Below are 24,013 nucleotides of genomic sequence, written 5' to 3'. Positions count from 1 at the left end.
CGCCCGGCCTGAGCTTGGGATTTGTCGTGGTCCGTCAGGCAGTTGTCGAACCCGACATCAAACCGCATTCACCATTCGTTAGCCATGAGTCGTGATACTTGCCGCAACCGCCCTCGCCGGATTCCCGCCATGCCCCTCAAGATCGAGCTGAAGCCGTTCGAACGCCTGCTGATCGGCGGAACGGCGATCCGCAACGGCTCGCGCCGTTCCTCCTTCGTCATCGAGACGGTGACGAACTTCCTGCGCGAGAGCGACATCATTCACGAGAGCGAGGCCGACACGGCCTGCAAGCGTCTCTATCTCACCCTGACGGTGCTCTACCTCGCTGAGCCGACGCAGGAGGCGGAAGACCTCCTCGTGCGCCAAGCCGGCGCTCTGCTGGAGGCAGCCCCCTCGATGGCCCCCTACATCAGCGACATCCTCGGTTTCGCGGCTGAGCGCGAGTTCTACCGCGCCCTCAAGCGCTGCAAGGACCTCATCCAGTACGAGCAATCCCTGAGCGACCGCCTCGCCGCCTCGGAGTGAGCGGGGAGGGGGCTTCGCCCTTTGTCGCCGCCTCCGCGCGGTCGCTCGCCCACGCGAAAGGCCCCCTCCTTCCGGCAAAGAGGGGGCCTTTCGCGTCGCGTCGATGCCGGGGGCGGTGGAGGTCTTCCGTGCCCTATCGTCCGGGGTTGGGGATCAGGCCGGGTGGGACGAGCCCGGCCGGCGCCGCCGGGCGGACCTTGGGGGCGGGCGGCTTTCCGGCGGGCGCCGCCGCGACGGGCTTGCGCGGGCCGATGGAGCCCGTGGTCGCGACGTCCGGAATCGAAGCCGAATCGCGCATCGGAACGATGGGAGAATCGATGCCGTAGATGTCGTCGCGGAAATGCGCGCGGCCGTCCGGGGTCGCGTAGCCCGTGAGGTACACGAACGTCACGGGGATCTGCTTGGCGAGCTTGATGTCGAGGCGCTCGTTGGTGGCGATGTGGCTCTCGATTTCCATGGGGCCCCAGGTCGAGGCGGGACCGGTCGGCCCCGGCGTGCCCTCGAGCAGCCAGCCGGCGAGTTCCTTCACGCCCGCCACCCGCACGCAGCCATGGGAATGGAACCGGACCTCGCGGGCGAACAGCGACTTCGACGGCGTGTCGTGCATGTAGACCGCTTGGCGGTTCGGCATGTCGATGCGCACCTGGCCCAGCGAATTGTCGAGGCCGGAATCCTGCCGCAGGGTGTAGTTCGCCGCCTTCTCGCTCGCCCAGTCGATGGCGGTGGGGTCGACCTCCGTGCCGCCGGGTCCGAGGATGCGGATGCGCTCGCGGGCGAGATACCCCGGGTCCTTGCGCATCTTCGGGATGATCTCCTTCTTGATGATGGAGACCGGCAGGGTCCAGGTCGGGTTGAGGTTCACGTCGGTGATGCGCGCCTCGATGCGCGGAGTCGCCTTGTCGGGCTTGCCGACCACGGCGACGTAGCGGCGCACCACGGTGCCGCGCTCCACGGCCTCGACGGTGGCGGACGGGATGTTCACCACCACGTAGCGGTCGCCGAAGGGAAAGCTGGAGCCCATCTGCCGATTGGCCGAGGCCGCGAGCTGGCGCTGGCGCGTGGCTGCCGGCACGTTGAGCGCCGCCACGGTCTGGCGGCCGAGGAGGCCGGTCTCCGGCAGGCCGTGCCGGGCCTGGAAGCTCTTCACCGCCGCCACCAGGGGGGCGTCGAGGACGTCCGAGACCGGGGCGTCGGCGGGCAGGTCGCCCACGAGGGCGAGGTGCTTGCGCAGGGCCGGGATCGCGGGATCGCGGGCGCCGGGCTTCACCACCAGCCCCGGCGGCAGGCTCGCCCAGCCGCCGGCCTCGGCCAGCGCCTGATAGCGGTCGGCCATCTTCATGGTGTCGACGAAGGTCGCGGGGCTGAAACTCGGCATCGGATCGGCCGAGACACGGGCGACCACGAGGGGGGGCAACTCGCGCGATTTTTTCGCGGGAATATCCTTGGCGGCCGCCTGCGCATCGGAGGCGGGGGCCACCGACGGAACCGGAGCCGGTGTTTGGGCCACGGGCGCCGCCGCCGGGGCGGGCGCCTCGACGCGCGGAGCGTCGGCCTTCGGCGCGGCCTTCGGGGCCGCGTCAGGGATGGCCGGTTCGGCCCGGGCCGCTTGCCCCCACGGCGACAGGCTCGCGCACAGGGCGGTGACGAAGAGCGTGTGGCGCGAAAGCATCGCGGACCCCTGAACCGACGGTTTCCCCGACCATGCGGGCCGCTGGTTACCAATTTCCTGCCGGCCGTGACGCTGGAACCCGGCCGCTCTACGTCAGGGGCCAAACCACACACGGAGACATGACGCATGACGGATACGATCGCGCCACCCCGGCATCCCGCCATCCGCCCCGGCGCCACCGCGATCGTCACGGGCGCGGCGAGCGGCATCGGCCTCGCCGCCGCCACGCGCTTTTCCGCCGAGGGCATGGCCGTCTGGCTCGCCGATCTGCCGGGCGAGGCCCTCGACGCCGCCCGCGCCACCGTGGCGGCGGCGGCCCAGGGCGACGCGCCCGTCCGGGCCTTCCCCACGGATGTCGGGGACCGGGCGGCGATGGAAGCCCTGCGGGACGCCGCCTGCGCCGAGGGGCCGCCGGCTCTTCTCATGCTCAATGCCGGCATCGAGGCCGGCGGGCAGCTGTTCTCCGAGGCCGAGACCTGGCACCGCATCCTCGACACCAACCTGTGGGGCGTCGTGAACGGGATCCACGCCTTCGCGCCGGCGATGATCGAGGCCGCCGCGCCTGGCGCCATCGTGGTCACGGGCTCGAAGCAGGGCATCACCACGCCGCCGGGCAACACGCCCTACAACGTCTCGAAGGCGGGGGTGAAGGCGGTGACGGATGCCCTGGCGCACGACCTGCGCAATCGGGGGAACGGCCACGTCACCGCCCACCTTCTCATTCCGGGCTTCGTCTATACGGGCCTCACCAAAGCGCGTGGTGTAAAAGAGAAGCCCGCGGGCGCCTGGACGCCGGAGGAGACGGTGGATGTCCTTCTCGCCGGGCTGGCGCGGGGCGACTTCTATATCCTGTGTCCCGACAACGAGACCACGCGGGAACAGGACGCGAAGCGCATTGCCTGGGCGGCGGGCGACATCATCGAGAACCGTCCCGCCCTGTCACGCTGGCACCCGGATTACGCGGAGGCGTTCCGGGCGTTCTCCAGGGGGCGCTGACACGAGGCATGTCCCGTCGGCGATTCGTCCGACTCCGAAAGGCGATTCCGGATCCGCGGATGCGCGGTCGAGAGATTTGAACCGGAGGCACGCTGTTCGGCCGCCCCGGATCCGCGGCCGAGACCGTCGTCGGCCACGGACCGCCGAATTTATAGGAATTTATTGACATTTTAGGGAGAATGGACCACCTTGAACGGCTTTCGCAGCAGGGGATGGCCATGCGTGAGATTCTGCCGGTGACCACCTCGAATGCGCTTCGCTGGCAGCTTGCCGCGCTCGATGTCGAGGCAAAGCTCGTCCGCGTGCGCTTGGCGCTCAAGGCGTTCAACCCGTTGCAGCCGCGCGTCCCGGCCGGCACCCGGGAGGGCGGACGATGGGCCGGCGACGGCACCGCGGATCGGACCGGCGACGGTTCCCTGATCCAGCCCGTCGCGGGCCGGGAGCGGGACCGGCTCTCCGGCGCGGAGCTTGCCAAGGATCCCTACCTCAACCGCCATATCGTCGATAGGCATATCGGGAAGACCGACGCAGAGATGATCGAACGCGTCGCGGACAGTTACAGGCGAGGGCTGTTCGGTCTGCTGCCGCCGATCTTACCCTATAAAAGGGACGGATCCTTCGAGTCGATCGAGTCTGCGAGAACCTACATCAGGGAGGCTCTGGAAAAGAATACAGACGCCGTTCAACGGGTCGCGGAAGGGGCGGAGCCTGACGCCTGGCTCAAGTCGCGCTTCGGCTATCCGACCGGTCGAGAGGCCGTGAGCATCCCGAAGGATACGCCTATCCGCATGAGGACGACCTATGGCGTCGGCATATATATAGTCCATGATCGCTCGGCGGAGAGGGGATTTCGCATCATCACGGCTTTTCCTATGAATGATGATGAGGAGGTAGAGAAAAAATCGAGCACCTATCTTGATCTGCAGGAGATAAGGGTGAATCCTTATTGGAAGGAATTTACTGGCGAATTTCATCTCTATGTCCATATTTATGGGTATACATGGGAGCATATTGTCGGGTACATCATGCAGAAAAGAAGCAAAGAAGAGGCCCTGGAAGTCAAAGCGTTTCTTGCCGATCTGCTTGAAAAAAATTCGAGTGACCAGGAGCTCGAAGATATCTGGGCCTATTCTTCCGCCCATGTCTATCCAACATGCAAAGAGGGCTACAGGGACTTTTACAAGCTGATCTGCGATACGGCAGACCAGCATGTGCGAGGCGTTCTGCCCAGGAGGGTCAGTGCCATGCGCGACCCGTGATGCTGTCCCGCGCAAGGTTGCGACACTCGATCGTCCAGAGGGCCGATCTCTTCGACCGGGTCGAGGGGCGGAGCCCCGGATGAGCGCTCGGGGGGCAGGCGCACGAGCGGCGCAGCGTGGCCGATCCGCCTTGAGGGCGTGTCCCTTGGCGAGATTCCTGCAGGGGTATAATCCCGACGGCGATGAATCGGTCGGCCCGGGTGCCGGCGCCGTCGACCCTTAAGGACTCAAGGAGCCGCCCTTGGCCAGCATCATCCCCGTCGCCTCCTTCGATTGCGTCGTGTTCGGCGCCACCGGCGACCTGACCACGCGCAAGCTGCTGCCGGCCCTCTACTATCGCTTCAAGGACGGACAGATCCCCGGCACCTCCCGGATCATCGGCGCCTCGCGCTCCGAGATGAGTGCGGAGGCGTTCCGCGAGCGGGCGCGCGACGCCATCAAGCGCTTCGTCCCGGCCGTCGACGTGACCCAGGATACGCTGGCGGCCTTCCTCGACCACCTCGACTACGTCGCCGTGGACGGGGCCGGCGATGATGGCTGGACGGATCTCGCGGAAAAACTCGCCGAGCGGCCGGATCAGGTGCGGCCCTATTATCTGGCCACCTCGCCCGACCTCTACGGCTCCATCTGCCGCAACCTCGCCGCCCACGGGCTCATCGGCGAGAAGTCGCGCGTGGTGCTGGAAAAGCCCATCGGCAAAGACCTGAAATCGGCCCGCGCCATCAACGATGCCGTTGGCGAGGTGTTTCCCGAGGAGCAGATCTTCCGCATCGACCACTACCTCGGCAAGGAGACGGTGCAGAATCTCCTGGCCCTGCGCTTTGCCAACACCATCTTCGAGCGCCTGTGGACGGCCGACGTCATCGACCACGTTCAGATCACGGTGGGCGAGACCGTCGGCGTCGAAGGGCGGGCGGGTTACTACGACACGTCGGGGGCTCTGCGCGACATGGTGCAGAACCATATGCTGCAACTCCTCTGCCTCATGGCGATGGAGAGCCCCCTGTCCCTCGACGCCAATTCCGTGCGCGACGAGAAGCTGAAGGTGTTGCGCGCCCTGAAGCCCATCACCCCCCACGACGTCCAGACCGTGACCGTGCGCGGCCAATACGGCGCCGGTGCCGTCTCGGGTCAGCCGGTCGAGAGCTACCGCACGGATCTCGGCAACGACGCCCAGAGCCGCACCGAGACCTTCGTGGCCCTGAAGCTCGAAGTGCAGTCCTGGCGCTGGGCCGGGGTGCCGTTCTACCTGCGTACGGGCAAGCGCCTGCCCAAGAAGCTGTCCGAGATCGTGGTGCAGTTCCGCGCCTCGCCGTTCTCGATCTTCCCCACGGAAGCCTTCGGGCGCGAGCCGAACCGCCTCGTGATCCGCCTGCAGCCAGAGGAGGGGATCAAGCTCGAGGTGATGACGAAGGACCCCGGCCCCGGCGGTATGCGCCTGCGGCCGACCAACCTCGACATCTCCTTCGAGGAGACGTTCAAGCAGCGCTATCCCGATGCCTACGAGCGCCTGCTCATGGACGTGGTGCGCGGCAACGCCACCCTGTTCATGCGCCGCGACGAGGTCGAGGTCGCCTGGGCCTGGGCCGATTCCCTCCTCAAAGCCTGGGCCGAGCGGCCCGAGCCGCCGCGTCCCTACGCGGCCGGCAGTTGGGGGCCGACGGCCGCCATCGCGCTGATCGAGCGCGACGGGCGCACGTGGCACGAGGAAATGCACTGACGTGCGGAGAGCCCGGGAGAAATGCCCGGACGGGCACGGGGCGGGGGGCGATTGCGGCGCCGCACCCTCGACACCCGCGCGGCCCGCTCCTACACAGGAAGTATAAGTGCCCCTCTTCGGTCTGCCCCGTCGATCTCGGAACGAGGCTTGATTGGGCGCGGGGGGACACGCGACGCTTGCGGATCTCAGAATTGCTGACCGATGAACAAGATCGAGCCGGGCATCGGCATCAACCGCCGCTATCTCCATGACGAAGTCGCCGACCGGATGCGCGATCTCATCCGGTCCGGCGAGCTCGAACCGCGCGCCCGCATCAACGAAGGCGAACTCACCGAGCGCTTCGGCATCTCGCGCACGCCCCTGCGCGAGGCGATCAAGATCCTGGCGACGGAGGGGCTCCTCGAACTCCTGCCCAATCGCGGCGCCCGCGTCGCGAGCCTGTCGCAGGGCGAGATCGACGAGATGATCGAGGTGATCGCCGGCCTGGAGGCCACGGCGGCCGACCTCGCCTGCCGCACGATCACGGACGCGGAGATCGCCGGGATCGAGGACGACCACCGGGCCATGGTGGCCGCCTGGAAGGCCGGGGACGAGGGCGCGTATTTCGGCCTCAACCGGGCCATCCACGAGGCCATCATGGCGGCGAGCCGCAACGCCACCCTCGGCGGCCTCTATGCCAGCCTGTCGGGCCGTATCCAGCGCTCGCGCTACGCCGTCCATCAGACGGCGGAGCAATGGGCCCGCTCCGTCCACGAGCACGAGCAGATGCTCGTCCTGCTGCGGGCCCGCGACGGCGAGGCCCTGGCCCGGCTGATGCGCAGCCACATCCGGGCGCGCAGTTCGGTCATCGCCGAGAACTTTGGTGTGGCCGGGTAAGACGGGGTCGGGTCGGCTTGGGATAGGGCGTGCCCGATCGCCGATCTGGCCCCACCTTCCCCGGGAGAGGTGGGGCCAGATTGCCGGGGCCGGCGTCGCTCGGTCTTCGTTTTGCTCTAGCCGTAGAGCGCCTGCGCCATGGCTTGGTAGATCGGCAGGCCCAGCATGATGTTGAAGGGGAAGGTGATCGCCAGCGAGCAGGTCAGATACAGGCTCGGATTGGCCTCCGGCAATGCGAGCTGCACCGCAGCGGGGGCTGCGATGTAGGAGGCGCTCGCCGCCAGCGTTGCCAGGATGATCGCGCCTCCCAGGGACAGGCCGACCGCGTAGGCGATGCCCAGGCCCAGCATCGCGTGAAGGAGCGGCATCAGGAGAGCGAAGCCGACGAGGAACAGGCCGGCCTTGCGAAAGTCGCCCGCCCGGCTCGCAGCCATATGCCCGAGGGTCAGCAGGAACACACACAGCGCGCCCGGGAACAGATCGACGAAGAAAGGTTTCACCTTGGCGAGGCTCGCATGACCGGCAAGCGTGCCGATGGCGAGGCCGCCGATCAGGATGAGCACACTCTTCGAGGACATCACCTCGGCCAGCAACGCCTGACCGCCGCCGCGCATGATCGGTCCGGTCCCCCCGAGGAGAGCCGCACCGCCCCCTGTCGCGAGGACCCGATCCGCCTGCGCCGTCTTGGCCATCCGTGCGAGGCTGATCGCGACGATGATCGCGGGGATCTCCATGACGGCCAACAGCGTGGCCGCGTAGCCCTCGTAGGGGACGGCTTGCCGATCCAGCATGGCCGTCACGGCCGCGAAGGTCACCGCCGAAACCGATCCGTAATGCGCCGCCAGCGCCGCCGCATCGGGGGTCGAGAGGCCGCCGAACTGCCGTAGGCCCGCGTAGCACAACAGCGGGATGGTGCAGCAGATGAGGAGCGCCCCGGCGATGGGGCCTGCCACCGCCTGCGGCGAAACATGGGCGAGCTCCGCCCCACCCCGCAGCCCGATCGAAAGCATCAAGTACATCGAAAGGGCGGCGAACACCGGTTCGGGCACGCGCAGATCCGATCGCACGGCGACGGCCAGGGCGCCAAGCGCGAAGCAGAGGACGGGGGGTGACAGCAGGTTGGCTTGCAGGAGGTCGTGGGCGGTCATGGCAGTGCGTCTCTGTGATGGAGCGCACATGTCTGCCCGCGAACGGGCATGGGAGAAACGCTTAGGTCTTGCGCCCTATCATTGCGATTGGCAATGATAGGGCATGCTGCCGAGTCTGAACCTCGATCTGGTGCGCACCTTTCTCGCCGTCGTGGATGCCGGTGGCCTCACGCGGGCGGGCGAACGGCTGCGGCTCAGTCAGCCGACGGTAAGCCTGCACATGAAGCGGCTGGAGGATACCCTCGGCTGCCGCCTGATCGAGCGTTCACCGCGCTCGTTCAAGCTGACCGGCGCGGGCGAAATCCTGGCGACCCACGGCCGGCGCATCGTGGTGCTTTCGGACGAACTCGTCGCCAAGCTGGTCGAACCGGCAGTCTCCGGCCTCGTACGGCTCGGCACACCGGAAGATTTTGCCACCGCGCACCTCGCGAACGTGCTTGCGGCCTTCTCTACCGCGCACCCAAACGTCGCGCTGGAGGTGACGACCGATCTGACGCTCAACCTCATCGAGCGGTTCGGTGGGGGCGAATTCGATCTCGTCCTGATCAAGCGCGAGCCGCTCGGTCCCAGCGACGGCGTACGTGTCTGGCATGAAGCGCTGGTCTGGGCCTGCGCCGCGCACCGCGAGCACCTGTTCACGGATACCGAGCACGACCTGCCGCTCGTCGTGTCGCCGCACCCGTGCGTCTACCGGAAACGGGCCATGCGGACCCTCGATCAGTTCGGGCGTCGTTGGAGAGTGGCTTACACGTCAACCTCCCTCGCGGGAGCCCAAGCCGCCGTCCGAGCGGGCCTCGGCGTGACGGTCCTTCCCAAGGATATGGTGCCCGTCGACTTCTCGGTCCTTGAGGGGCCGGCAATGCCGAACCTGTCGGCGACCGAGATCGCGCTGATGACAGCCTCGTCGTTGCCGGTCGCGGCAACCAAGCTCGCGGAGCACATCGTGCACTCCCTCGAGCGCGGAACCTGAGCCAGATTACAGGGGGAAGCGAAGCGCGGCCAACCGAAGCCCCTGCGTCAGCGTCCAGGATCTCACGGGTCCGATGGCGATTCCGCCCCTCGGACCGCGCCGGCCTCAAGCCGCCCGCACGGTGGCGAGGAAGCGGGCCACCTCGGCGTTGAGGTCGTTCGACTCCCGTGACAATTCGGAGGCCGAGGCCAGCACCTGGGCGGCGGCGGCTCCGGTCTCCCCGGTAGCGGCCGCGACGCCGGAGATGTTGGCCGTCACCTCGCCGGTGCCGGCGGCGGCCTGGGTGACGTTGCGCACGATTTCCTGCGTCGCCGCGCCCTGCTCCTCGACGGCCGCCGCGATGGAGGTGGCGACGCCGTTGATCTCGCGGATCAGGCCGGTGATGCCCTGGATCGCCGCCACGGCCTCGCCCGTGGAGCCCTGGATGCGGCCGATCTGCCCCGAGATCTCGTCCGTCGCCCGCGCCGTCTGGTTGGCGAGCTCCTTCACTTCCGCCGCGACCACGGCGAAGCCCCGGCCCGCCTCGCCGGCCCGGGCCGCCTCGATGGTGGCGTTCAGCGCCAGCAGGTTGGTCTGCCCCGCGATGCTGGAGATCAGCGCGACCACGTCGCCGATCTTGGCGGCGGCCTCGCTCAGGTCCCGCACGCGCTCCCCCGTCCGTTCCGTCTCGTTCACGGCGCGCTGCGCCAGGGTGGTGGAGCCGTCGACCTGCCGGCCGATCTCCAGGACGGAGGAGCCGAGTTCTTCCGTGGCGGCCGCCACCATGGTGACGTTGCCGCTGGCCTGTTCCGCCGCGGCGGCGGCGGCCACGGATTGCTGGGCCGTCTGCGTCGCGGTGCCGGCGAGGCCCTGGGCGGTGCCGCGCAACTGCGTGGCCGCCGCCGTCACGCGGGTGAGGATGCCGCCCACCGCCGCCTCGAACCGGTCGGCCACGGCGACGGCCGCCGCCTTGCGCTGGGCCTCGGCCCCGGACCGCGCCAGGGCCGTCTCGGCTTCCAGGGCCCGGCTGCGCAAGAGGGTGTCGCGGAAGGTGTCGAGGGTTTCGGCCATGGCGCCGATCTCGTCGCGGCGCCCGACATCGGGAATCGGTGTCTCGGTGTCGCCGTCGGCGAGGCGGCGCATGGCGACGGTGATCCGCGCGATGGGCCGGGCGACGCCGAAGAACGCGTAGGCCGTGGCGGCCACCGCCAGGGCGAACGAGATCGCCAGCATCACCTGAATGACGGTCATCGCCTCGGCCTGTTCGCGGCGCGCGACGGCGCCCGCCTCGGTCCCGGCCTTGCGGTTCAGATCCACGAGCTTGCGCGCGGTGCCGGTGGCGGCGAGGTATTCGGCCTGCATCGGCCCCCGGAAGCGCGCCGTGATCGTCTGTCGGTCGGTCGGATCGACCTGGCGCAGGGCCTCCCAGCTCGTCCGCATCCCCTGCCATTGTCCGTCGAACGTCTCGACGAGGGCGCGTTCTTGGGCCGAGCTCACAAGGGGACCGTAGGCGGTCCGGGCCTCGGCGAGGGCCGCGATCATCTCATCGGCGGATTTGACGCTGAGGGCCCGTTCGGCGTCGGTCTCGGCCATGATGTAGCGGAACTGCCAGAGACGGGCGCGCATGGCGAAGGTGCTGAGGGCATACGCCCCGTCGACGGATGGCAGCGCGTTGCCCGCCAGATCCTCGATCTGGGTTCCGGCGGCGGCGAGCTTCCGCAGGGAGACCAGTCCCTGGATGGCCGTGATGACGGTGAGCAGGGCGAAGAGCCCGCTGAGGGTCGCTTTAATCGAGGGGCGCATGGACGATCCGGGCAAGCCGACAAGGTTCTGCAAGACGCGGGAAACCCTAGCGCCAAGGTCTTAAGGGTTTCGTGCGCGTTACCAGCGATCTCGAAATTTGTCCTCGGGTGGTTGGCGTGTATCGCCACGGTTGTGGTGCCGGTCCAGCCGGTGGTGACTCTGTGTGGTGATGGCGAATGCTTTGTGTCTCTCGCGGAGGGGGCGCGAGAATTTTGCGATGCCGTCGTGGTGCGGGCCATGGCGTACGAAAACGCTCTCCCGCCAATCCGTGCGTCGGTCAGGCCGCGTCGGTGTTCGCCCTGAGACTCGCCACCAGATCCGAGAAGCGGTCGCCCTGCACGATGACGTGGGCGCGCAGGAGATCGGAGGCCGCGACTTCGTCACCGGCCACGATGGCCGCCACGATGGCTTCGTGCTCGGCGAGGGATTGTCCCAGGCGGTGGCGCGCCCGGAGCTGCATCCGCCGGAACAGGGCGAGGCGCCGGTGCAGTTGCCGCGCCTGTTCGGCCAGGAACGCGTTGCGGCAGGCCCGGTAGATCACCGTGTGGAAGACGTAGTTCTCCGCGTAATAGGCTTCCGGGTCCTGGGCCGCCGCCGCCACGGCGCAGGCGGCGAGGGCCGCCGTGAGGGCCGCTTCGTCGGCTGGAACCAGCCGCCGGGCGGCGAGGCGCCCGCAGGAGGCTTCGATCTCCGCCATGGTTTCGAACATGGCGATGAGGAGTTGCGGGTCGGGCGCGCTGACCAGGGCGCCCCGGCGCGGCTTGATCTCCACGAGACCGGTCATCGCCAGTTGCAGCAGCGCCTCGCGGATCGGGGTCCGCGACACGCCGAAGCGCTCGGCGAGTTCGGTTTCGTCGAGGCGCGCACCGATGGCGAGGCGACCGTCGATGATCTCCGTTTCGATGGTCTGACGCAGGCGTGAGGACTGGTTGACGCGCTCGGGTTCCATGAGATCGGTTCCTTCGCCTCGGTCGTGGCCGTCCTTCCGGTCACCTTATGGGCCACGGTTGACAAAATATACAAGCCGTCGTTCTCTGGTATAAATAGCGGGCACTGCAGTATAAATTGTGCAACGCAAAACAAGGCGCCGCCGCTCGTGCCGAGAGTCGCGCCCGTCCGGAGAGGAAGACGCCATGACGTTGACACGCCGCACCCTCGTGGCCGCCGGCCTTTCGGCCCCCGCCATCCTGTCCCTCGGAACCCGGGCGCGGGCCGCCACCACCCTCAAGATCTCGCACCAGTTCCCCGGCGGCACCCTGGAGGAGGGCGACTTTCGCGATCGCGCCTGCCGGAAATTCGCCGCTGCCCTGGCTGAGCGCTCGAAGGGCGCCCTGGAGCTTCAGGTCTATCCCGGCTCGTCCCTCATGAAGACGAACGCCCAGTTCGGGGCCATCCGAAAAGGGGCTCTGGACATGACGCTCTATCCGAGCCCCTACGCCGGCGGCGAGGTGCCGGAGATGAACATCGGCCTGATGCCGGGCCTCGTCACCTCGTATGCCCAGGCCACGGCCTGGAAGAATGCCCCCGTGGGCCGCAAGCTGACGGAGATCCTCGAATCCAAGGGCGTGGTCGTGGTCTCGTGGGTGTGGCAGGCCGGCGGCGTCGCCAGCCGCGAGCGGCCCCTCTACGCGCCGGGCGACGCCAAGGGCCTGAAGGTCCGGGGCGGCTCGCGCGAGATGGACCTGATGATGAAGGCGGCGGGGGCCGCCACCCTCTCGATCCCGTCGAACGAATCCTACGCCGCCATGCAGACCGGGGCGTGCGACGCGGTGATCACCTCCTCCACCAGCCTCATCTCGTTCCGCCTGGAGGAATTGTCGAAGTCCCTCACCTCGGGGGCGCAGCACACCTACTGGCTCATGTGGGAGCCGATCATGATGTCGAAGATCGTGTTCGACCGCCTGCCGAAGGACCAGCAGGATCTCATCATGGCCATCGGGGCCGAACTCGAGACGTTCGGGCAGGCGGGCGCCAAGGCCGACGACACCCGCGTCGAGGAGGTGTTCACCAAGGCCGGCGCGAAGGTGCAGCAACTCGACGAGAAGACGCTGGGCCAATGGCGCGACATCGCAAAGGACACGGCCTGGAAGGACTTCGCGAACAAGTCGGCGAGCTGCGCCGAACTGCTGAAGCTCGCGGAGCAGGTGTCGTGAGCCACGCCTTCGACGCGGCCTCGGCCGCTTCCCAAGCGGGGCCGGCGGCCCCCGAGCCCCGGGTTCCCGGATTGCTCGGGGCCATCGACCGGGCGATGAAGGCCGTCAACGGCGTGGTGATGCTCCTCGGCGGCCTCGCCCTCGTGGGGGCCTGCCTCGTGCTGAGCTACAGCGTGTTCGTGCGCTACTGGCTGAAGGAGCCGACCGACTGGCAGGACGAGATGGCGGTGTTCCTCATCGTCGGCGCCACCTTCTTCTCGGCGGCCGCCGTCCAGGCCAAGCGCGGCCACGTCGCCATCGAGGCGCTCAGCGGCCTGCTGCCGCCCCGGGTGAACCGGATCCGCCTGCTGCTCGCCGACCTCGTCTCCATCGTGTTCGTCACCTTCTTCGCCTGGAAGAGCTGGAGCCTGTTCCACGAGGCGTGGGTCGACGGGCAGGTGTCGCAATCGACCTGGGGACCGCCCCTGTGGATTCCCTACGCCCTCATGGCGGCGGGCATGAGCTTCCTCGCCCTGCAGTTCCTCCTGCAGATCGCCGAGGCCCTGCGCTTCGGCCCGCGCGCTGCCGGTTGGGCGAACCCGAAGGTCGGGCTCGGCGCCGATCTCAATGCGAAATCCCTCGAGACGAGCCCCCACCCATGAGCGTCGCGGCCATCGGCTTCCTGTATGCGGGCGCGACGCTCAGCGCGATGCTCGCCGGCATCCCCATCGCGTTCGCGCTGGGCTTCGTCGCCCTCGCGTTCATGTACTTTTTCATGCCTGCCGCCTCCCTCGATACGGTGGCGCAGAACGTCTACGAGGAGATGGCCTCCATCACCCTCCTGTCGATCCCGCTGTTCATCCTCAAGGGCGCGGCCATCGGCCGGTCCCGGGCGGGCCAGGACCTCTACTCGGCCATGCATGCCTGGATGCACCGCATCCCCGGGGGCCTCGGCATCGCCAACGTGTTCGCCTGCGCCCTGTTCGCCGCCATGGCGGGGTCCTCGCCCGCCACCTGCTCGGCCATCGGTTCGGCGGGCATCCCGGAGATGCGCAAGCGCGGCTACTCGCCGGGCTTCGCCGCCGGCATCATCGCGGCCGGGGGGACGCTGGGCATCCTGCTGCCGCCCTCCATCACCATGATCCTGTACGCGGTCGCGGCCGAACAGTCCCTCGGGCGGCTGTTCCTCGCCGGTATCGGGCCGGGCCTGCTGCTCGTCGGCCTGTTCGCCGCCTGGTCGGTCTACCGCTTCCGCGCCGAATACGCCGCCGCCAAGACGGCGTTCGAGCGCACCGGCACCCATTCGCCGATCCTGGCGGAAGATGTCTACAGTATGCGCGAGCGCTTCTCGACGCTGCCCCGGGTGCTGCCCTTCGTGGTGCTGCTCACGGGCGTGATGGTGGCGCTCTACGGCGGCTACTCGACACCGTCCGAGACGGCGGGCCTCGGCGGCCTCCTGGCGCTCGGCCTCATCGCCGTCATCTACGGCGTCTGGCGCCCGCGCGACGTCAACCCGATCCTCGCCGCCACCCTGCGGGAATCCACCATGCTGATGCTCATCATCGGCATGTCGCTCCTCTACGCCTACGTGATGAGCTACCTCCACATCTCGCAGGCGGCGGCGTCGGCCATCGTGGCGATGCAGCTCTCGCCCTGGGTACTGCTGGCGACGATCCTCGGCCTCGTGATCCTGCTGGGCTTCTTCCTGCCGCCGGTCTCGATCATCCTCATGACGGCGCCGATCATCCTGCCGCCCTTGAAGGCCGCCGGGTTCGACCTCGTATGGTTCGGCGTGGTGATGACCATCACCATGGAGATGGGGCTGATCCACCCGCCGGTGGGCCTCAACATCTTCGTCATCAAGAACATCGCGCCCGACATTCCCCTCAAGGACATCATCTGGGGCACCTTGCCCTTCGTGCTGCTGATGGGGGTCGCGATCCTCATCCTCTGCCTCGTCCCCGGCATCGCCCTGTGGCTGCCGAATTGGCTGCTGCCCTCGACGCGGTAGGGTTGGACATCACCGAGCGACGCGCGGCCCGGACCTCTGGTCCGGGCCGTTTGGCGGATTTACCGCCCCGTCCAATCCGGTGCCCGCTTGCCCAGGAACGCCTCCATCCCCTCCCGGAAATCGGCGCTCGTGTAGCAGAGGCGGATGAGGTCGTCGCCGGGGCGTTCGCCTTGCGCGTCATCGATCTCCTGAAGGCGGCGCAGGCCCTCCTTGGTGGCCCGCAGGGTCAGGGGGGCGTGGCCGGCGACCAGGGTGGCGAGTGCGGTGGCGCGGGCCGCCACGGCCTCGGCGTCGCTCACCACCTCGCCCACGAGGCCGATGGCCAGCGCCTCCTCGGCGCCGACGAGGCGGGCGGTGAAGATCATGTCCTTCACCCGCGCCGGGCCAACGAGGCCGGAGAGCCGCTTCAGGTTGGCGAGCGACAGGCAGTTGCCGAGCGTCCGGGCGATGGGGAAGCCGAAGCGCGCGTCCCGCGTGGCGATCCGGAGGTCGCAGGACGCCGCGATGGCGGCGCCCCCGCCGGTGCAGGCCCCCGCGATGGCGGCGATGACGGGCACGCGCAGGCGCTCCAGGGCGCCCATCACCCGGTCCATGAACCGCTCGTAATCGAGGGCGTCCTGCGCCGTCTCGAAGGTGCGGAACTGCGCGATGTCGGTGCCCGCCGCGAACGCCTTGTCGCCCGCGCCCGTGATCACCAGCACCCGCACGGACGGATCGGCCTCGATCCGCCCACAGAGGTCGATGAGCCCCTGATACATCCCGAAGGTGAGGGCGTTGCGGGCCTGGGGCCGGTTGAGGACGATGCGGGCGATGCCGGCCTCGTCCTGCGAGAACAGGAGTTCGTCCGTGGCGGTCAGAGCGGGGGAGGGCATGGCGGATCCGGGCTGGCGCGGGCTTCGGTCCCCCGGTCTGCCCATCCGGCCCGCCCGGATCAACCCGCTCAGAACACGGCCGGCACGAACATCTCCGGCGGCACCGGCTGGCGGGCGTAGTCGTCGTGGCGCTCGCGCTCGGGCAGATGGACGGGCGGGTGCTCCACGCTGCCGTAGGGGATCTGCGACAGCAGGTGGCTGATGCAGTTGAGGCGGGCCTTCTTCTTGTCCACGGCCTCCACCACCCACCAGGGCGCCTCGGGGATGTGGGTGCGGGCGAGCATGATCTCCTTCGCCTTGGTGTAATCCTCCCACAGGCGGCGGGACTGCACATCCATGGGCGAGAGCTTCCACTGCTTGAGCGGATCGTGGATCCGCATGGCGAAGCGCGCGGCCTGCTCCTCGTCGGTGATCGAGAACCAGTATTTCAGCACGATGATCCCGGAGCGCACGAGCATCCGCTCGAATTCCGGCACGGAGCGGAAGAACTCCTCCACCTCGTCGGGGGTGCAGAACCCCATCACCCGCTCGACGCCGGCGCGGTTGTACCAGGAGCGGTCGAACAGCACGATCTCTCCCCCGGCGGGGAGATGCGCGACGTAACGCTGGAAATACCATTGCGTGCGCTCGCGCTCGTTCGGGGCCGGTAAAGCCGCGACACGGCAGACGCGGGGGTTGAGGCGCTGGGTGATGCGCTTGATCGCCCCGCCCTTGCCGGCGGAATCGCGACCCTCGAAGATCACCACCACGCGCAGCTTCTGGGCCTGCACCCAATCCTGCAACCGCACGAGTTCGTGCTGGAGCCGGAACAGCTCGCGGAAGTAGCGCCGGCGGTCCATGCCCGGCGGGCGCGGCGCGTCGCCGATGACGTCGGCGAGGCGCTCCAGGCGCTCCTCCTCCATCTCCATCTCGAGTTCCTCGTCGAAATCGTCGGTGATCTCGCGCCGGATCGCCTCGATGTCGAAGGTGCCCGCCCGCTGTCCGTGATCCATCGCCGCCCCGCCGTCGTTCGCTTGCCCGATGCCGGGCTTAAAGCAGGCCCGTGTGACAGTTCGGCTACGGCTCGGGCCAGGACCGCGCCCGTGGTCGCCCGCGCCGACGCGATCCGCCGGTGTGGGCTCGTCAAACGCACTGTCCGGTCGTAAGCGGACCTCGGACTCGCGGGCCGGATGGCCTCAAAACACCGCAATCCGCGCCAATCCGTCATTCAAACGTCACGCCCCGTCGCGAACGGTGCGCGCCACCGCCTTTGGAGCCGTTTCCCGCATGGACTTCTTCCGCCGCTTCACCGTGCTGATGTGCGCGCCGAACTTCGATCCGGACGACCTCGAGGGCGTGCGGGTGCAGCAGATCATCGGCTCGGTCGAGAAACTCGGCTTCGAGGTGGTGCGGGCGCGGCGCGTCGAGGACGCGGCCATCGCGGTCCAGACCGACTCGGCCATCGGCTGCATGGTGGTGGATTGGGGCAAGCGCGGGCTGGACGGCAAGGCGGCGGCCCTCATCAACCTCATGCGCAAGCGCGGGCTGGAAATGCCCATCGTGATCATGGTCCGCCGCAAGCGCCTGGAGGACATCCCCGTCGAGGTGCTCGACTTCATCGACGGCTACATCTTCCTCGCCGAAGAAACCCCGGACTACATCGCCCGTGGCCTCGTCAGCCGGGTGAAGCAATACGCCGAGACCCTGAAGACGCCGTTCTTCGGCGCCCTGGTCGACTACGCCGAGCAGGGCAACCAGCTCTGGACCTGCCCCGGCCATAACGGCGGCATCTTCTACAACCGCTCGCCCATCGGCCGCATCTTCGTCGAGCACCTCGGCGAGGCGGTGTTTCGCGACGACCTCGACAACTCCGTGCTCGATCTCGGCGACCTCCTGGTCCACGAAGGCCCGGCCCTGAAGGCCCAGAAGGAAGCCGCCGTCATCTTCGGCGCCGAGAAGACCTACTTCGTCCTCAATGGCACCTCGGCCTCGAACAAGATCGTGCTGTCGGCCCTCGTGGCGGAAGGCGACCTCGTGCTGTTCGACCGCAACAACCACAAGGCGGCCCATCACGGCGCCCTGTTCCTCGGCGGCGGCATCCCGATCTTCCTCGAGACCGACCGCAACTGCTTCGGCCTCATCGGCCCCATGTACCACGAGGCCCTCGACGAGACGGCGATCCGCGAAAAGATCCGCACCAACCCCCTGGTGAAGGACCCCGACGCCTGGAAGCGCGAGCGCCCGTTCCGCGTGGCGGTGGTGGAGCAGTGCACCTACGACGGCACGATCTACAACGCCCAGATGATCCTCGATAAGATCGGACATCTCTGCGACTACATCCTGTTCGACGAAGCCTGGGCCGGCTTCATGAAGTTCCACCCGCTCTTCGCCGGGTGCTTCGCCATGGGGCTCAAAGGACTCGACGAGACCTCGCCGGGCATCATCGCCACGCAATCGACCCACAAGCAGTTGGCGAGCTTCTCCCAGGCATCGCAGATCCACACCAAGGACAGCCACATCCGCGGCCAGACCCGGCGGATCGAGCACCGGCGCTTCAACGAGACCTTCCTCGTCCACGCCTCGACCTCGCCGTTCTACCCCCTGTTCGCCTCCCTCGACGTCGGCGCCCAGATGATGAAGGGCCGCTCGGGCGTCGTCCTGTGGGACGACACCATTCGCCTCGGCATCGAGTGGCGCAAGAAGGTCCGGGCCATCCGCCGGGAGTTCGAGGAGAACGAGGGCGATCCCAACCGCCGCTGGTTCTTCGACCCCTTCGTGCCCGACACCGTGCCGGGGCCGGACGGCCCGGTGCCGTGGGAGAGCCTCTCGACGGACGCCCTCGCGAGCAATCCGAAGCATTGGGAGCTGACCCCCGGCGCGTCCTGGCACGGCTTCACCCACGTGGCGCCCGACTACGCCATGACGGACCCGAACAAGCTCACGGTGCTCACCCCGGGCTTCGACCGGCGCACGGGCGAATACGCCGCCCACGGCGTGCCCGCGCCCATCGTCGCCCAGTACCTGCGCGAAAACCGCATCGTGCCGGAGAAGAACGACCTCAACTCGCTGCTCTTCCTCCTCACGCCGGGCGTCGAATCCTCCAAGGCCGGCACGCTGATCTCGGGCCTCGTCGCCTTCAAGCGCCTGCACGACGACAACGTGCCCCTGGAGGAGGCCATGCCGGAATTCGTTCGGCGCCGGCCCAACCGCTACAAGGGCGTGCGCCTGCGCGACCTCTGCGCCGATTTCCACGCCTTCCACCGCGAGCACGGCACCAGCGCCCTCCAGCGCAAGCAGTTCGAGCCGGGGCACCTGCCCGAGATGGTGATGACCCCCAAGGAAGCGGTGCAGCAACTCACCCGCAACAACGTCGATTACGTGCCCATCGCGGAAGCGGAAGGCCGCGTGGCGACGACCTTGCTTCTCGTCTACCCGCCGGGCATCGGCACGGTGCTGCCGGGTGAGCGGTTGGACGAGCGGGCCAAACCCATGCTGGACTACTTCAAGATGTTCGAGCGTTCGGCGAACCTGTTCCCCGGCTTCGAGGCCGAGATCCAGGGCGTGTTCCGCAACGTCGATCCGGACGGCACCATCCGGTTCCACACCTACGTCATGCGCGAGAACCGTTGATGCCGGTGGGGCCAGTGCTGGCGAGCGATCCCAACCTCGTCATCCGGCCCTCGTCGGATGCCGACGTGCCGGCCATGGTGGACATCTATGCCCACCATATCCGGCGCGGGGTCGGCGATGTCGGCGATTTCGAGGAGGACCCGCTCCATCCGGACGACCTCAAGAAGCGCCGGAAAGCCATGCGCAAGAAGCGCCTGCCGCACCTCGTCGCCGACCGCGACGGCGTGGTGGCGGGCTACGCCTATGCCGTGCCGTTCCGCAAACGGCCGGCCTATCGCTACACCCTCAAGCACTCGATCTACGTTCACCACGAGCACTTGCATGCCGGCATCGGCCGGCGCCTGCTGCCGGCCCTCATCGAGGCCTGCGCGGCGGGCGGCTACCGCCAGATGATCGGCTACATCGACGCCAAGAACGAGGCTTCACTTCGCTTGCACGAGGCCTGCGGCTTCGTCCGCGTCGGCCTCCTGCCGGCGGTCGGCTACAAGTTCGGCCGCTGGAGCGACAGCGTGATGGTGCAATGCGCCCTGGGGTCGGGTTCCAGCGACCAGCCCGGCGCTTGGCGCCGCTCCGTCGAGACGGTGGTGGCGGAGCACGAATGGGGCGATGCTTTGGCGCATCGCGCGGGTGTGGACTTTCCGGGTGATCGCCTCGCTTGATCGCGAGCGCGGGTTTTGTCCCGACCGGGCGATTTTGCCGTTGGGATGAGAGCCTTTTTTGGTGATCCCCAAACGCCCGTCGTCCCAGGGATACAAACTCAGGTTGTGCAAGGCTTTGCACGATCAGCGGCTCTGGGGTCTCAGGTTCGCTTATCGCGCCCCGGAACGACAACCGGGATCAGATACGATCGCCCCGCCTTTCAAGACGATGCGAGCCCGTTGCCTTGCACGGGGCCAAGTCGATCAACCGGAGACGGTTTCAGACCACTCGCGTAAACCAGAAGCGCCCATCCTGTCGCTTCGAGAATTTACGCGGGAGGTCCAAGTCGAGTCCTGCCTTTGACCGTCAGGTCTCAGGTGGTGCCGGTCTTGGCCTTGGTGTCCGTGTGGGTCCAGGGCCGAAATCTGATGTATTGCTCGACCGCGAAGGCGGTTCCTCCGAGTCCCGTGAGGGCCAGGATGGCTTCGCGAAAGGTGCCGGGGTCTGTCATCTTCTCTACTCGCAAAAAGATTGACGTCTGTTGGCTTGGTTCAGCAGGTTTTCGCCTGCTGCACTGAATTAACGTCGGGCTTGCCTCCAGGTTTCAGGGCGGCGTCGAAAGGCGAGGCCGGATTTCATTAAAAATTCGTCATCTGGCGCAAGCCCGCCTCCTTGCGGGAAGGCTTTCCCCCTCACGCCGCCCGGCGCTTGCCCTTCTTTTCCCGGCCCTGTCCCGGCGCGCGCTGGCCGGCGCGGGTCCGGTCGAGGACGAATTTCGCGTAATCGTCCATGTCGCCCGCGAAGGGTTTGACCGTGTTGTCGGCGGCCAGCCACAGGCGGTCGGCCACCAGTTCCATGAGCGAGCGATCGTGCGTGATGAGGATCACCGCGCCGCCGTAATCGTTGAGGGCATCGAGGAGCGCCCGGCGGCTGTCGATGTCGAGGTGGTTCGTCGGTTCGTCGAGGATGAGCAGGTGCGGCGCCTGCATCGCCACGAGGTTGAGGAGCAGGCGTGCCCGCTCACCGCCCGACAGGGCATCCACCGTCGTCTCCTGCTTGTCGAACGGCAGGCCGAAGCTCGCGAGCTTGGCCCGGCGGGCCGACTCGCTGTCGTCGGGCCGTTCGCGGCGGATGATGGCGAGCGGCGTGTCCTTCGGGTCCATGGCCTCGATCTGATGCTGGTGGAACCAGCCGACCTGGACCCGCCCCTCCCGCACCATCCGACCGTCGCGGATCGCCAACGCCCCCGCCGCCATCTTGGCGAAGGTGGATTTGCCCGCCCCGTTGACGCCGAGGAGACCGATGCGATCATCGATGTCGAGGGTGAGGTTGAGGTCGCGCAAGGTGGGGGCGTCGTCGCCGTAGCCCACGGAGGCGTCGGTGAGGTGCATCAGAGGCGGAGCGAGGGGGCGCTTGGGCGACGGCAGGTGGAACGGCGCCACGTGCTCCTCGATGGTGGTGGCCACGGGCTCCATCTTGGCGAGGCGCTTCATCCGCGACTGGGCCTGCGCGGCCTTGGAGGCCGACGCCTTGAACCGGTCGACGAAGCTCTGGAGGTGGGCGCGCTCGGCGTCCTGCTTCTGTTTGGTCGAAGCCTGGAGGCGGGCCTTCTCGGCCCGGCGCTTCTCGAAATCGTCGTAGCCGCCGGTGTAGAGTTCGAGCTTTCCGCCGGCCACGTGCAGGATGGCGTCGACGGAATTGTTTAAGAGTTCGCGGTCGTGGCTGATGATAAGGGCCGAATGGGGGTAGCGCTTCAGGCGCGCCTCCAGCCACAGGGCGCCCTCGAGGTCGAGGTAGTTCGTCGGCTCGTCGAGGAGCAGCATGTCGGGCTCGGCGAACAGGGCGGCGGCGAGCGCCACGCGCATGCGCCAGCCGCCGGAGAACTCCGCCATCGGCCGCTCGAGATCGGCGACGGAGAAGCCGAGACCGGCCAGGATCTCGCCGGCCCGGGCGGGCGCCCGGTCGGCGTCGATCTCGATGAGGCGACCGTAGATCTCGCCCATGCGCTCGGGTTCGGCGGTCTCGAGTTCGCGGTTGAGGGCCTCGCGCTCCGTGTCGGCGGCGAGGATCGTCTCGATGAGGCTGATGGGCGTGGCCGGATGTTCCTGGTCGACGCTGGCGACGCGGGCGGTGCGCGGCAGCAGGATCGCGCCGCCATCGGGCTGGAACGTGCCGAGGATGATCTTGAACAGGGTCGATTTGCCGACGCCGTTGCGGCCGACCAGCCCGACCTTCGTGCCCGGCGGCACGGCGACGCTCGCCCGGTCGAAGAAGCGCCGGCCCCAGGCGCTGAAGGTGAGGTCTTCGATCTGGATCATGCGGGCCACGGTGTCGGACGGGTGTGGACGGGAACGCCCCCCGGAAGTCCTTTCCCTACCGCATCGCACCATGGCGCACGAGGGCCGCCCTCGCGGGGGGGACCCTCGTGGCGCGCCGCCCTCGGCTCACCGCGCCTCGGACACCACGGTCTTCAGCAGGGGCGCGGTCGGCACGTTGCGATGCCAGAAGGTGCCCGTGCGGCCCGCTCGGTAGCCTGCCTCGTAGAGGCCGCGCATGTAGCCCGTGTCGAAGCCCCGCGCGGCGGTGGTGTTGGGGGCCGATTCGTCGATGTAGGTGAGGTTGAAGCCGATGCCGTTGGCGCGGGAGAAGGCGTAGGTGGTCGCCATGGTGGCGCGGCTGCGGGCGCGGCTCGCCGTGGTGAACGACCGCTCGACGATCGACAGGGTGTTGTTCTGGGCGAGGTCGAATTCCGGCTCCAGGCGCCCGTTGATGATGACGTAGATGTCCGACTTGGCGCCGGCCTTGAAGCGGCCGTCGCGTAGGAGGAACGATTGCGGCAGGGTGAACACCGGGGTCACCACGGAGCCGTCGACGTGCATTTCCTGGAAGGCGCGGCCCTCCGCCTGCACGTCGAGGAGCTGGGGCGGGAACACCGCCGGGATGCTGGCCGAGGCCGTGAGCACGTCGGCGAACAGGTCGAGGGCCGTGGGGCTGCCGCTCGCCGCGATGGCGCCCATGTTCCAGATCACCGCGCGCTGGGAGTCGAGGTTCGTCGTCACCACGAGGAGACGGCGGCCCTTGGCGTGCTGGGCGGCCACCGCCGCGAGGAGGTCCGGCGTCACGTAGCGGCGCACGAGGTCGCGCAGGCGCCCGTCGCCGAACAGGCCGGAGCCGAACAGGATGTTGGTGACGCTCGGCGACTGCACCAGGGTCGAGGCGATGCCGCTGGTGTAGATGTCCTTCAGGACCGCGTCGTATTCCGGGCCGACGAAGGCGAAGGGCGCGATGAGGGCGCCGGTGGAGACGCCGGAGACGAGGGAGAATTCCGGGCGCTTGCCGGATTCCGTCCAGCCGTTGAGGATGCCGGCGCCGTAGGCCCCGTCGCCGCCGCCGCCCGAGAGGGCGAGGTAGGCGAACGGCACCTTTCTGTTCTCCGGCCGCGCGGCCATCTCGGTGAAGGTCTTCTCCGAGGCATCCGCGTAGGCGCGCACGGAGAGGTCCATGCCGGGCACCTGGGCGGCGGCGGCCTCGCTCGCCGTATAGGGCGTGCGCGGTGTCGAGCCGCAGGCGCCGAGCTGCCCGGCCACGAGCAGGGCGAGGACGCCGCGCGACCATCCGAGACGACGAGACATCACTGGTTTCCTAACCGCCCGACCCCACGGGACCGTTCTAGCACGAAGAACAGGCTTGGCCGTTCGCCCGTTCCCGCCACGCTTCCGTTCCGGCCCGGGCGTGCCTTCGCGGCCACAGATCTCTGAAGGCGTTCCCGGCCGGTCCGTTCGGTTTCGGGGGCGATGAGAGCTTT

20 protein-coding genes are annotated in these 24,013 nt (G+C 68.1%); 11 read left to right on the top strand and 9 right to left on the bottom strand.

What is annotated here, in order from left to right; genetic code table 11:
* Nucleotides 1–129: 129 nt before the first annotated feature.
* A complete protein-coding gene (locus tag BM249_RS07545; RefSeq protein WP_091970500.1) occupies nt 130–525 on the top strand; it encodes a flagellar biosynthesis repressor FlbT in 396 nt (131 codons plus the stop codon).
* A 133-nt stretch (nt 526–658) separates the two neighbouring features.
* Here BM249_RS07545 and BM249_RS07540 read toward each other — a convergent pair whose 3' ends face one another.
* Nucleotides 659–2,194, bottom strand: a complete 1,536-nt coding sequence (locus BM249_RS07540; RefSeq protein ID WP_091970498.1) for a L,D-transpeptidase family protein — start codon at nt 2,192–2,194, stop codon at nt 659–661.
* 126 nt (nt 2,195–2,320) lie between these two features.
* On the opposite strand from BM249_RS07540, the gene BM249_RS07535 reads away from it, so the two are divergent.
* The 4 genes from BM249_RS07535 (at nt 2,321) to BM249_RS07520 (ending at nt 7,045) form a co-directional block, all read left to right on the top strand.
* The gene (locus tag BM249_RS07535; RefSeq protein WP_091970496.1) at nt 2,321–3,190 is read left to right on the top strand and encodes an SDR family NAD(P)-dependent oxidoreductase; all 870 of its coding nucleotides are present in this window, start codon (nt 2,321–2,323) and stop codon (nt 3,188–3,190) included.
* A 218-nt stretch (nt 3,191–3,408) separates the two neighbouring features.
* Entirely contained in the window at nt 3,409–4,449 is a 1,041-nt protein-coding gene (locus BM249_RS21600; RefSeq protein ID WP_244528634.1) for an RNase A-like domain-containing protein, read from the top strand.
* A 241-nt stretch (nt 4,450–4,690) separates the two neighbouring features.
* A complete protein-coding gene (gene zwf / locus BM249_RS07525; RefSeq protein ID WP_091970493.1) occupies nt 4,691–6,169 on the top strand; it encodes a glucose-6-phosphate dehydrogenase in 1,479 nt (492 codons plus the stop codon).
* 201 nt (nt 6,170–6,370) lie between these two features.
* Complete coding sequence (locus BM249_RS07520; protein ID WP_091970491.1) at nt 6,371–7,045, top strand: GntR family transcriptional regulator; 675 nt, start codon at nt 6,371–6,373, stop codon at nt 7,043–7,045.
* A 116-nt stretch (nt 7,046–7,161) separates the two neighbouring features.
* Here BM249_RS07520 and BM249_RS07515 read toward each other — a convergent pair whose 3' ends face one another.
* A complete protein-coding gene (locus BM249_RS07515; RefSeq protein ID WP_091970489.1) occupies nt 7,162–8,193 on the bottom strand; it encodes a sodium-dependent bicarbonate transport family permease in 1,032 nt (343 codons plus the stop codon).
* Nucleotides 8,194–8,296: 103 nt separating this feature from the next.
* On the opposite strand from BM249_RS07515, the gene BM249_RS07510 reads away from it, so the two are divergent.
* Nucleotides 8,297–9,163 carry a LysR family transcriptional regulator gene (locus BM249_RS07510; RefSeq protein WP_091970488.1) on the top strand — a complete coding sequence of 289 codons (867 nt, stop codon included), beginning with the start codon at nt 8,297–8,299 and terminating at the stop codon, nt 9,161–9,163.
* A 105-nt stretch (nt 9,164–9,268) separates the two neighbouring features.
* Here the strand turns inward: BM249_RS07510 and BM249_RS07505 are convergent, their stop codons facing one another.
* Entirely contained in the window at nt 9,269–10,945 is a 1,677-nt protein-coding gene (locus BM249_RS07505) for a methyl-accepting chemotaxis protein (RefSeq protein ID WP_091970486.1), read from the bottom strand.
* 277 nt (nt 10,946–11,222) lie between these two features.
* Nucleotides 11,223–11,894, bottom strand: coding sequence for a GntR family transcriptional regulator (locus tag BM249_RS07500; RefSeq protein WP_091970483.1), 672 nt, complete (start codon nt 11,892–11,894; stop codon nt 11,223–11,225).
* Nucleotides 11,895–12,078: 184 nt separating this feature from the next.
* Between BM249_RS07500 and dctP the strand changes: the two genes are divergently transcribed.
* Genes dctP through BM249_RS07485 form a run of 3 tightly spaced genes read left to right on the top strand, consistent with a single transcriptional unit; the run spans nt 12,079 to nt 15,088 of the window.
* The gene (dctP, locus tag BM249_RS07495) at nt 12,079–13,098 is read left to right on the top strand and encodes a TRAP transporter substrate-binding protein DctP (RefSeq protein ID WP_091970481.1); all 1,020 of its coding nucleotides are present in this window, start codon (nt 12,079–12,081) and stop codon (nt 13,096–13,098) included.
* Nucleotides 13,095–13,739, top strand: a complete 645-nt coding sequence (locus BM249_RS07490; protein WP_091970479.1) for a TRAP transporter small permease — start codon at nt 13,095–13,097, stop codon at nt 13,737–13,739. Before dctP ends, BM249_RS07490 begins: the two co-directional genes overlap by 4 nt.
* Nucleotides 13,736–15,088 (top strand): TRAP transporter large permease, encoded by a 1,353-nt coding sequence (locus BM249_RS07485; RefSeq protein WP_091970477.1) that lies wholly within the window; start codon nt 13,736–13,738, stop codon nt 15,086–15,088. Before BM249_RS07490 ends, BM249_RS07485 begins: the two co-directional genes overlap by 4 nt.
* Nucleotides 15,089–15,147: 59 nt before the next feature.
* Here the strand turns inward: BM249_RS07485 and BM249_RS07480 are convergent, their stop codons facing one another.
* Both BM249_RS07480 and ppk2 read right to left on the bottom strand, forming a co-directional pair.
* Nucleotides 15,148–15,960, bottom strand: coding sequence for an enoyl-CoA hydratase/isomerase family protein (locus BM249_RS07480; protein WP_091970475.1), 813 nt, complete (start codon nt 15,958–15,960; stop codon nt 15,148–15,150).
* A 68-nt stretch (nt 15,961–16,028) separates the two neighbouring features.
* Nucleotides 16,029–16,952, bottom strand: coding sequence for a polyphosphate kinase 2 (gene ppk2 / locus BM249_RS07475; RefSeq protein ID WP_091970473.1), 924 nt, complete (start codon nt 16,950–16,952; stop codon nt 16,029–16,031).
* Nucleotides 16,953–17,226: 274 nt separating this feature from the next.
* Here ppk2 and BM249_RS07470 point away from each other — a divergent pair, with 274 nt between their 5' ends.
* Both BM249_RS07470 and BM249_RS07465 read left to right on the top strand, forming a co-directional pair.
* The gene (locus tag BM249_RS07470) at nt 17,227–19,569 is read left to right on the top strand and encodes an Orn/Lys/Arg family decarboxylase (RefSeq protein ID WP_091970471.1); all 2,343 of its coding nucleotides are present in this window, start codon (nt 17,227–17,229) and stop codon (nt 19,567–19,569) included.
* On the top strand, nt 19,569–20,228 hold the full coding sequence (locus BM249_RS07465; RefSeq protein WP_091970469.1) for a GNAT family N-acetyltransferase: 660 nt from the start codon (nt 19,569–19,571) through the stop codon (nt 20,226–20,228). Before BM249_RS07470 ends, BM249_RS07465 begins: the two co-directional genes overlap by 1 nt.
* 353 nt (nt 20,229–20,581) lie before the next feature.
* Here the strand turns inward: BM249_RS07465 and BM249_RS21595 are convergent, their stop codons facing one another.
* The 3 genes from BM249_RS21595 to BM249_RS07455 all read right to left on the bottom strand — a co-directional run bounded on the left by BM249_RS21595 (nt 20,582) and on the right by BM249_RS07455 (nt 23,840).
* Nucleotides 20,582–20,719: a hypothetical protein gene (locus BM249_RS21595; protein WP_177232353.1), complete on the bottom strand. Its 138-nt coding sequence runs from the start codon at nt 20,717–20,719 to the stop codon at nt 20,582–20,584.
* Between the two features lie 181 nt (nt 20,720–20,900).
* Nucleotides 20,901–22,526, bottom strand: coding sequence for an ABC-F family ATP-binding cassette domain-containing protein (locus tag BM249_RS07460; RefSeq protein ID WP_091970467.1), 1,626 nt, complete (start codon nt 22,524–22,526; stop codon nt 20,901–20,903).
* A 126-nt stretch (nt 22,527–22,652) separates the two neighbouring features.
* Nucleotides 22,653–23,840 carry a patatin-like phospholipase family protein gene (locus BM249_RS07455; RefSeq protein WP_091970465.1) on the bottom strand — a complete coding sequence of 396 codons (1,188 nt, stop codon included), beginning with the start codon at nt 23,838–23,840 and terminating at the stop codon, nt 22,653–22,655.
* Between the last annotated feature and the right edge of the window lie 173 nt (nt 23,841–24,013).

The sequence above is a fragment of the Methylobacterium gossipiicola genome, assembly GCF_900113485.1.
Lineage (GTDB): Bacteria > Pseudomonadota > Alphaproteobacteria > Rhizobiales > Beijerinckiaceae > Methylobacterium > Methylobacterium gossipiicola.
The sequence above is the reverse complement of the archived record's forward strand: the minus strand, read 5'-3'. Positions and strand labels throughout refer to the sequence as shown.

Coding starts and splice junctions, on each gene's coding strand:
- BM249_RS07545 (WP_091970500.1), top strand. CDS start 130: ATGCCCCTCAAGATCGAGCTGAAGCCGTTCGAACGCCTGCTGATCGGC.
- BM249_RS07540 (WP_091970498.1), bottom strand. CDS start 2,194: ATGCTTTCGCGCCACACGCTCTTCGTCACCGCCCTGTGCGCGAGCCTG.
- BM249_RS07535 (WP_091970496.1), top strand. CDS start 2,321: ATGACGGATACGATCGCGCCACCCCGGCATCCCGCCATCCGCCCCGGC.
- BM249_RS21600 (WP_244528634.1), top strand. CDS start 3,409: ATGCGTGAGATTCTGCCGGTGACCACCTCGAATGCGCTTCGCTGGCAG.
- BM249_RS07520 (WP_091970491.1), top strand. CDS start 6,371: ATGAACAAGATCGAGCCGGGCATCGGCATCAACCGCCGCTATCTCCAT.
- BM249_RS07515 (WP_091970489.1), bottom strand. CDS start 8,193: ATGACCGCCCACGACCTCCTGCAAGCCAACCTGCTGTCACCCCCCGTC.
- BM249_RS07510 (WP_091970488.1), top strand. CDS start 8,297: ATGCTGCCGAGTCTGAACCTCGATCTGGTGCGCACCTTTCTCGCCGTC.
- BM249_RS07505 (WP_091970486.1), bottom strand. CDS start 10,945: ATGCGCCCCTCGATTAAAGCGACCCTCAGCGGGCTCTTCGCCCTGCTC.
- BM249_RS07500 (WP_091970483.1), bottom strand. CDS start 11,894: ATGGAACCCGAGCGCGTCAACCAGTCCTCACGCCTGCGTCAGACCATC.
- dctP (WP_091970481.1), top strand. CDS start 12,079: ATGACGTTGACACGCCGCACCCTCGTGGCCGCCGGCCTTTCGGCCCCC.
- BM249_RS07485 (WP_091970477.1), top strand. CDS start 13,736: ATGAGCGTCGCGGCCATCGGCTTCCTGTATGCGGGCGCGACGCTCAGC.
- BM249_RS07480 (WP_091970475.1), bottom strand. CDS start 15,960: ATGCCCTCCCCCGCTCTGACCGCCACGGACGAACTCCTGTTCTCGCAG.
- ppk2 (WP_091970473.1), bottom strand. CDS start 16,952: ATGGATCACGGACAGCGGGCGGGCACCTTCGACATCGAGGCGATCCGG.
- BM249_RS07470 (WP_091970471.1), top strand. CDS start 17,227: ATGGACTTCTTCCGCCGCTTCACCGTGCTGATGTGCGCGCCGAACTTC.
- BM249_RS07465 (WP_091970469.1), top strand. CDS start 19,569: ATGCCGGTGGGGCCAGTGCTGGCGAGCGATCCCAACCTCGTCATCCGG.
- BM249_RS21595 (WP_177232353.1), bottom strand. CDS start 20,719: ATGACAGACCCCGGCACCTTTCGCGAAGCCATCCTGGCCCTCACGGGA.
- BM249_RS07460 (WP_091970467.1), bottom strand. CDS start 22,526: ATGATCCAGATCGAAGACCTCACCTTCAGCGCCTGGGGCCGGCGCTTC.
- BM249_RS07455 (WP_091970465.1), bottom strand. CDS start 23,840: ATGTCTCGTCGTCTCGGATGGTCGCGCGGCGTCCTCGCCCTGCTCGTG.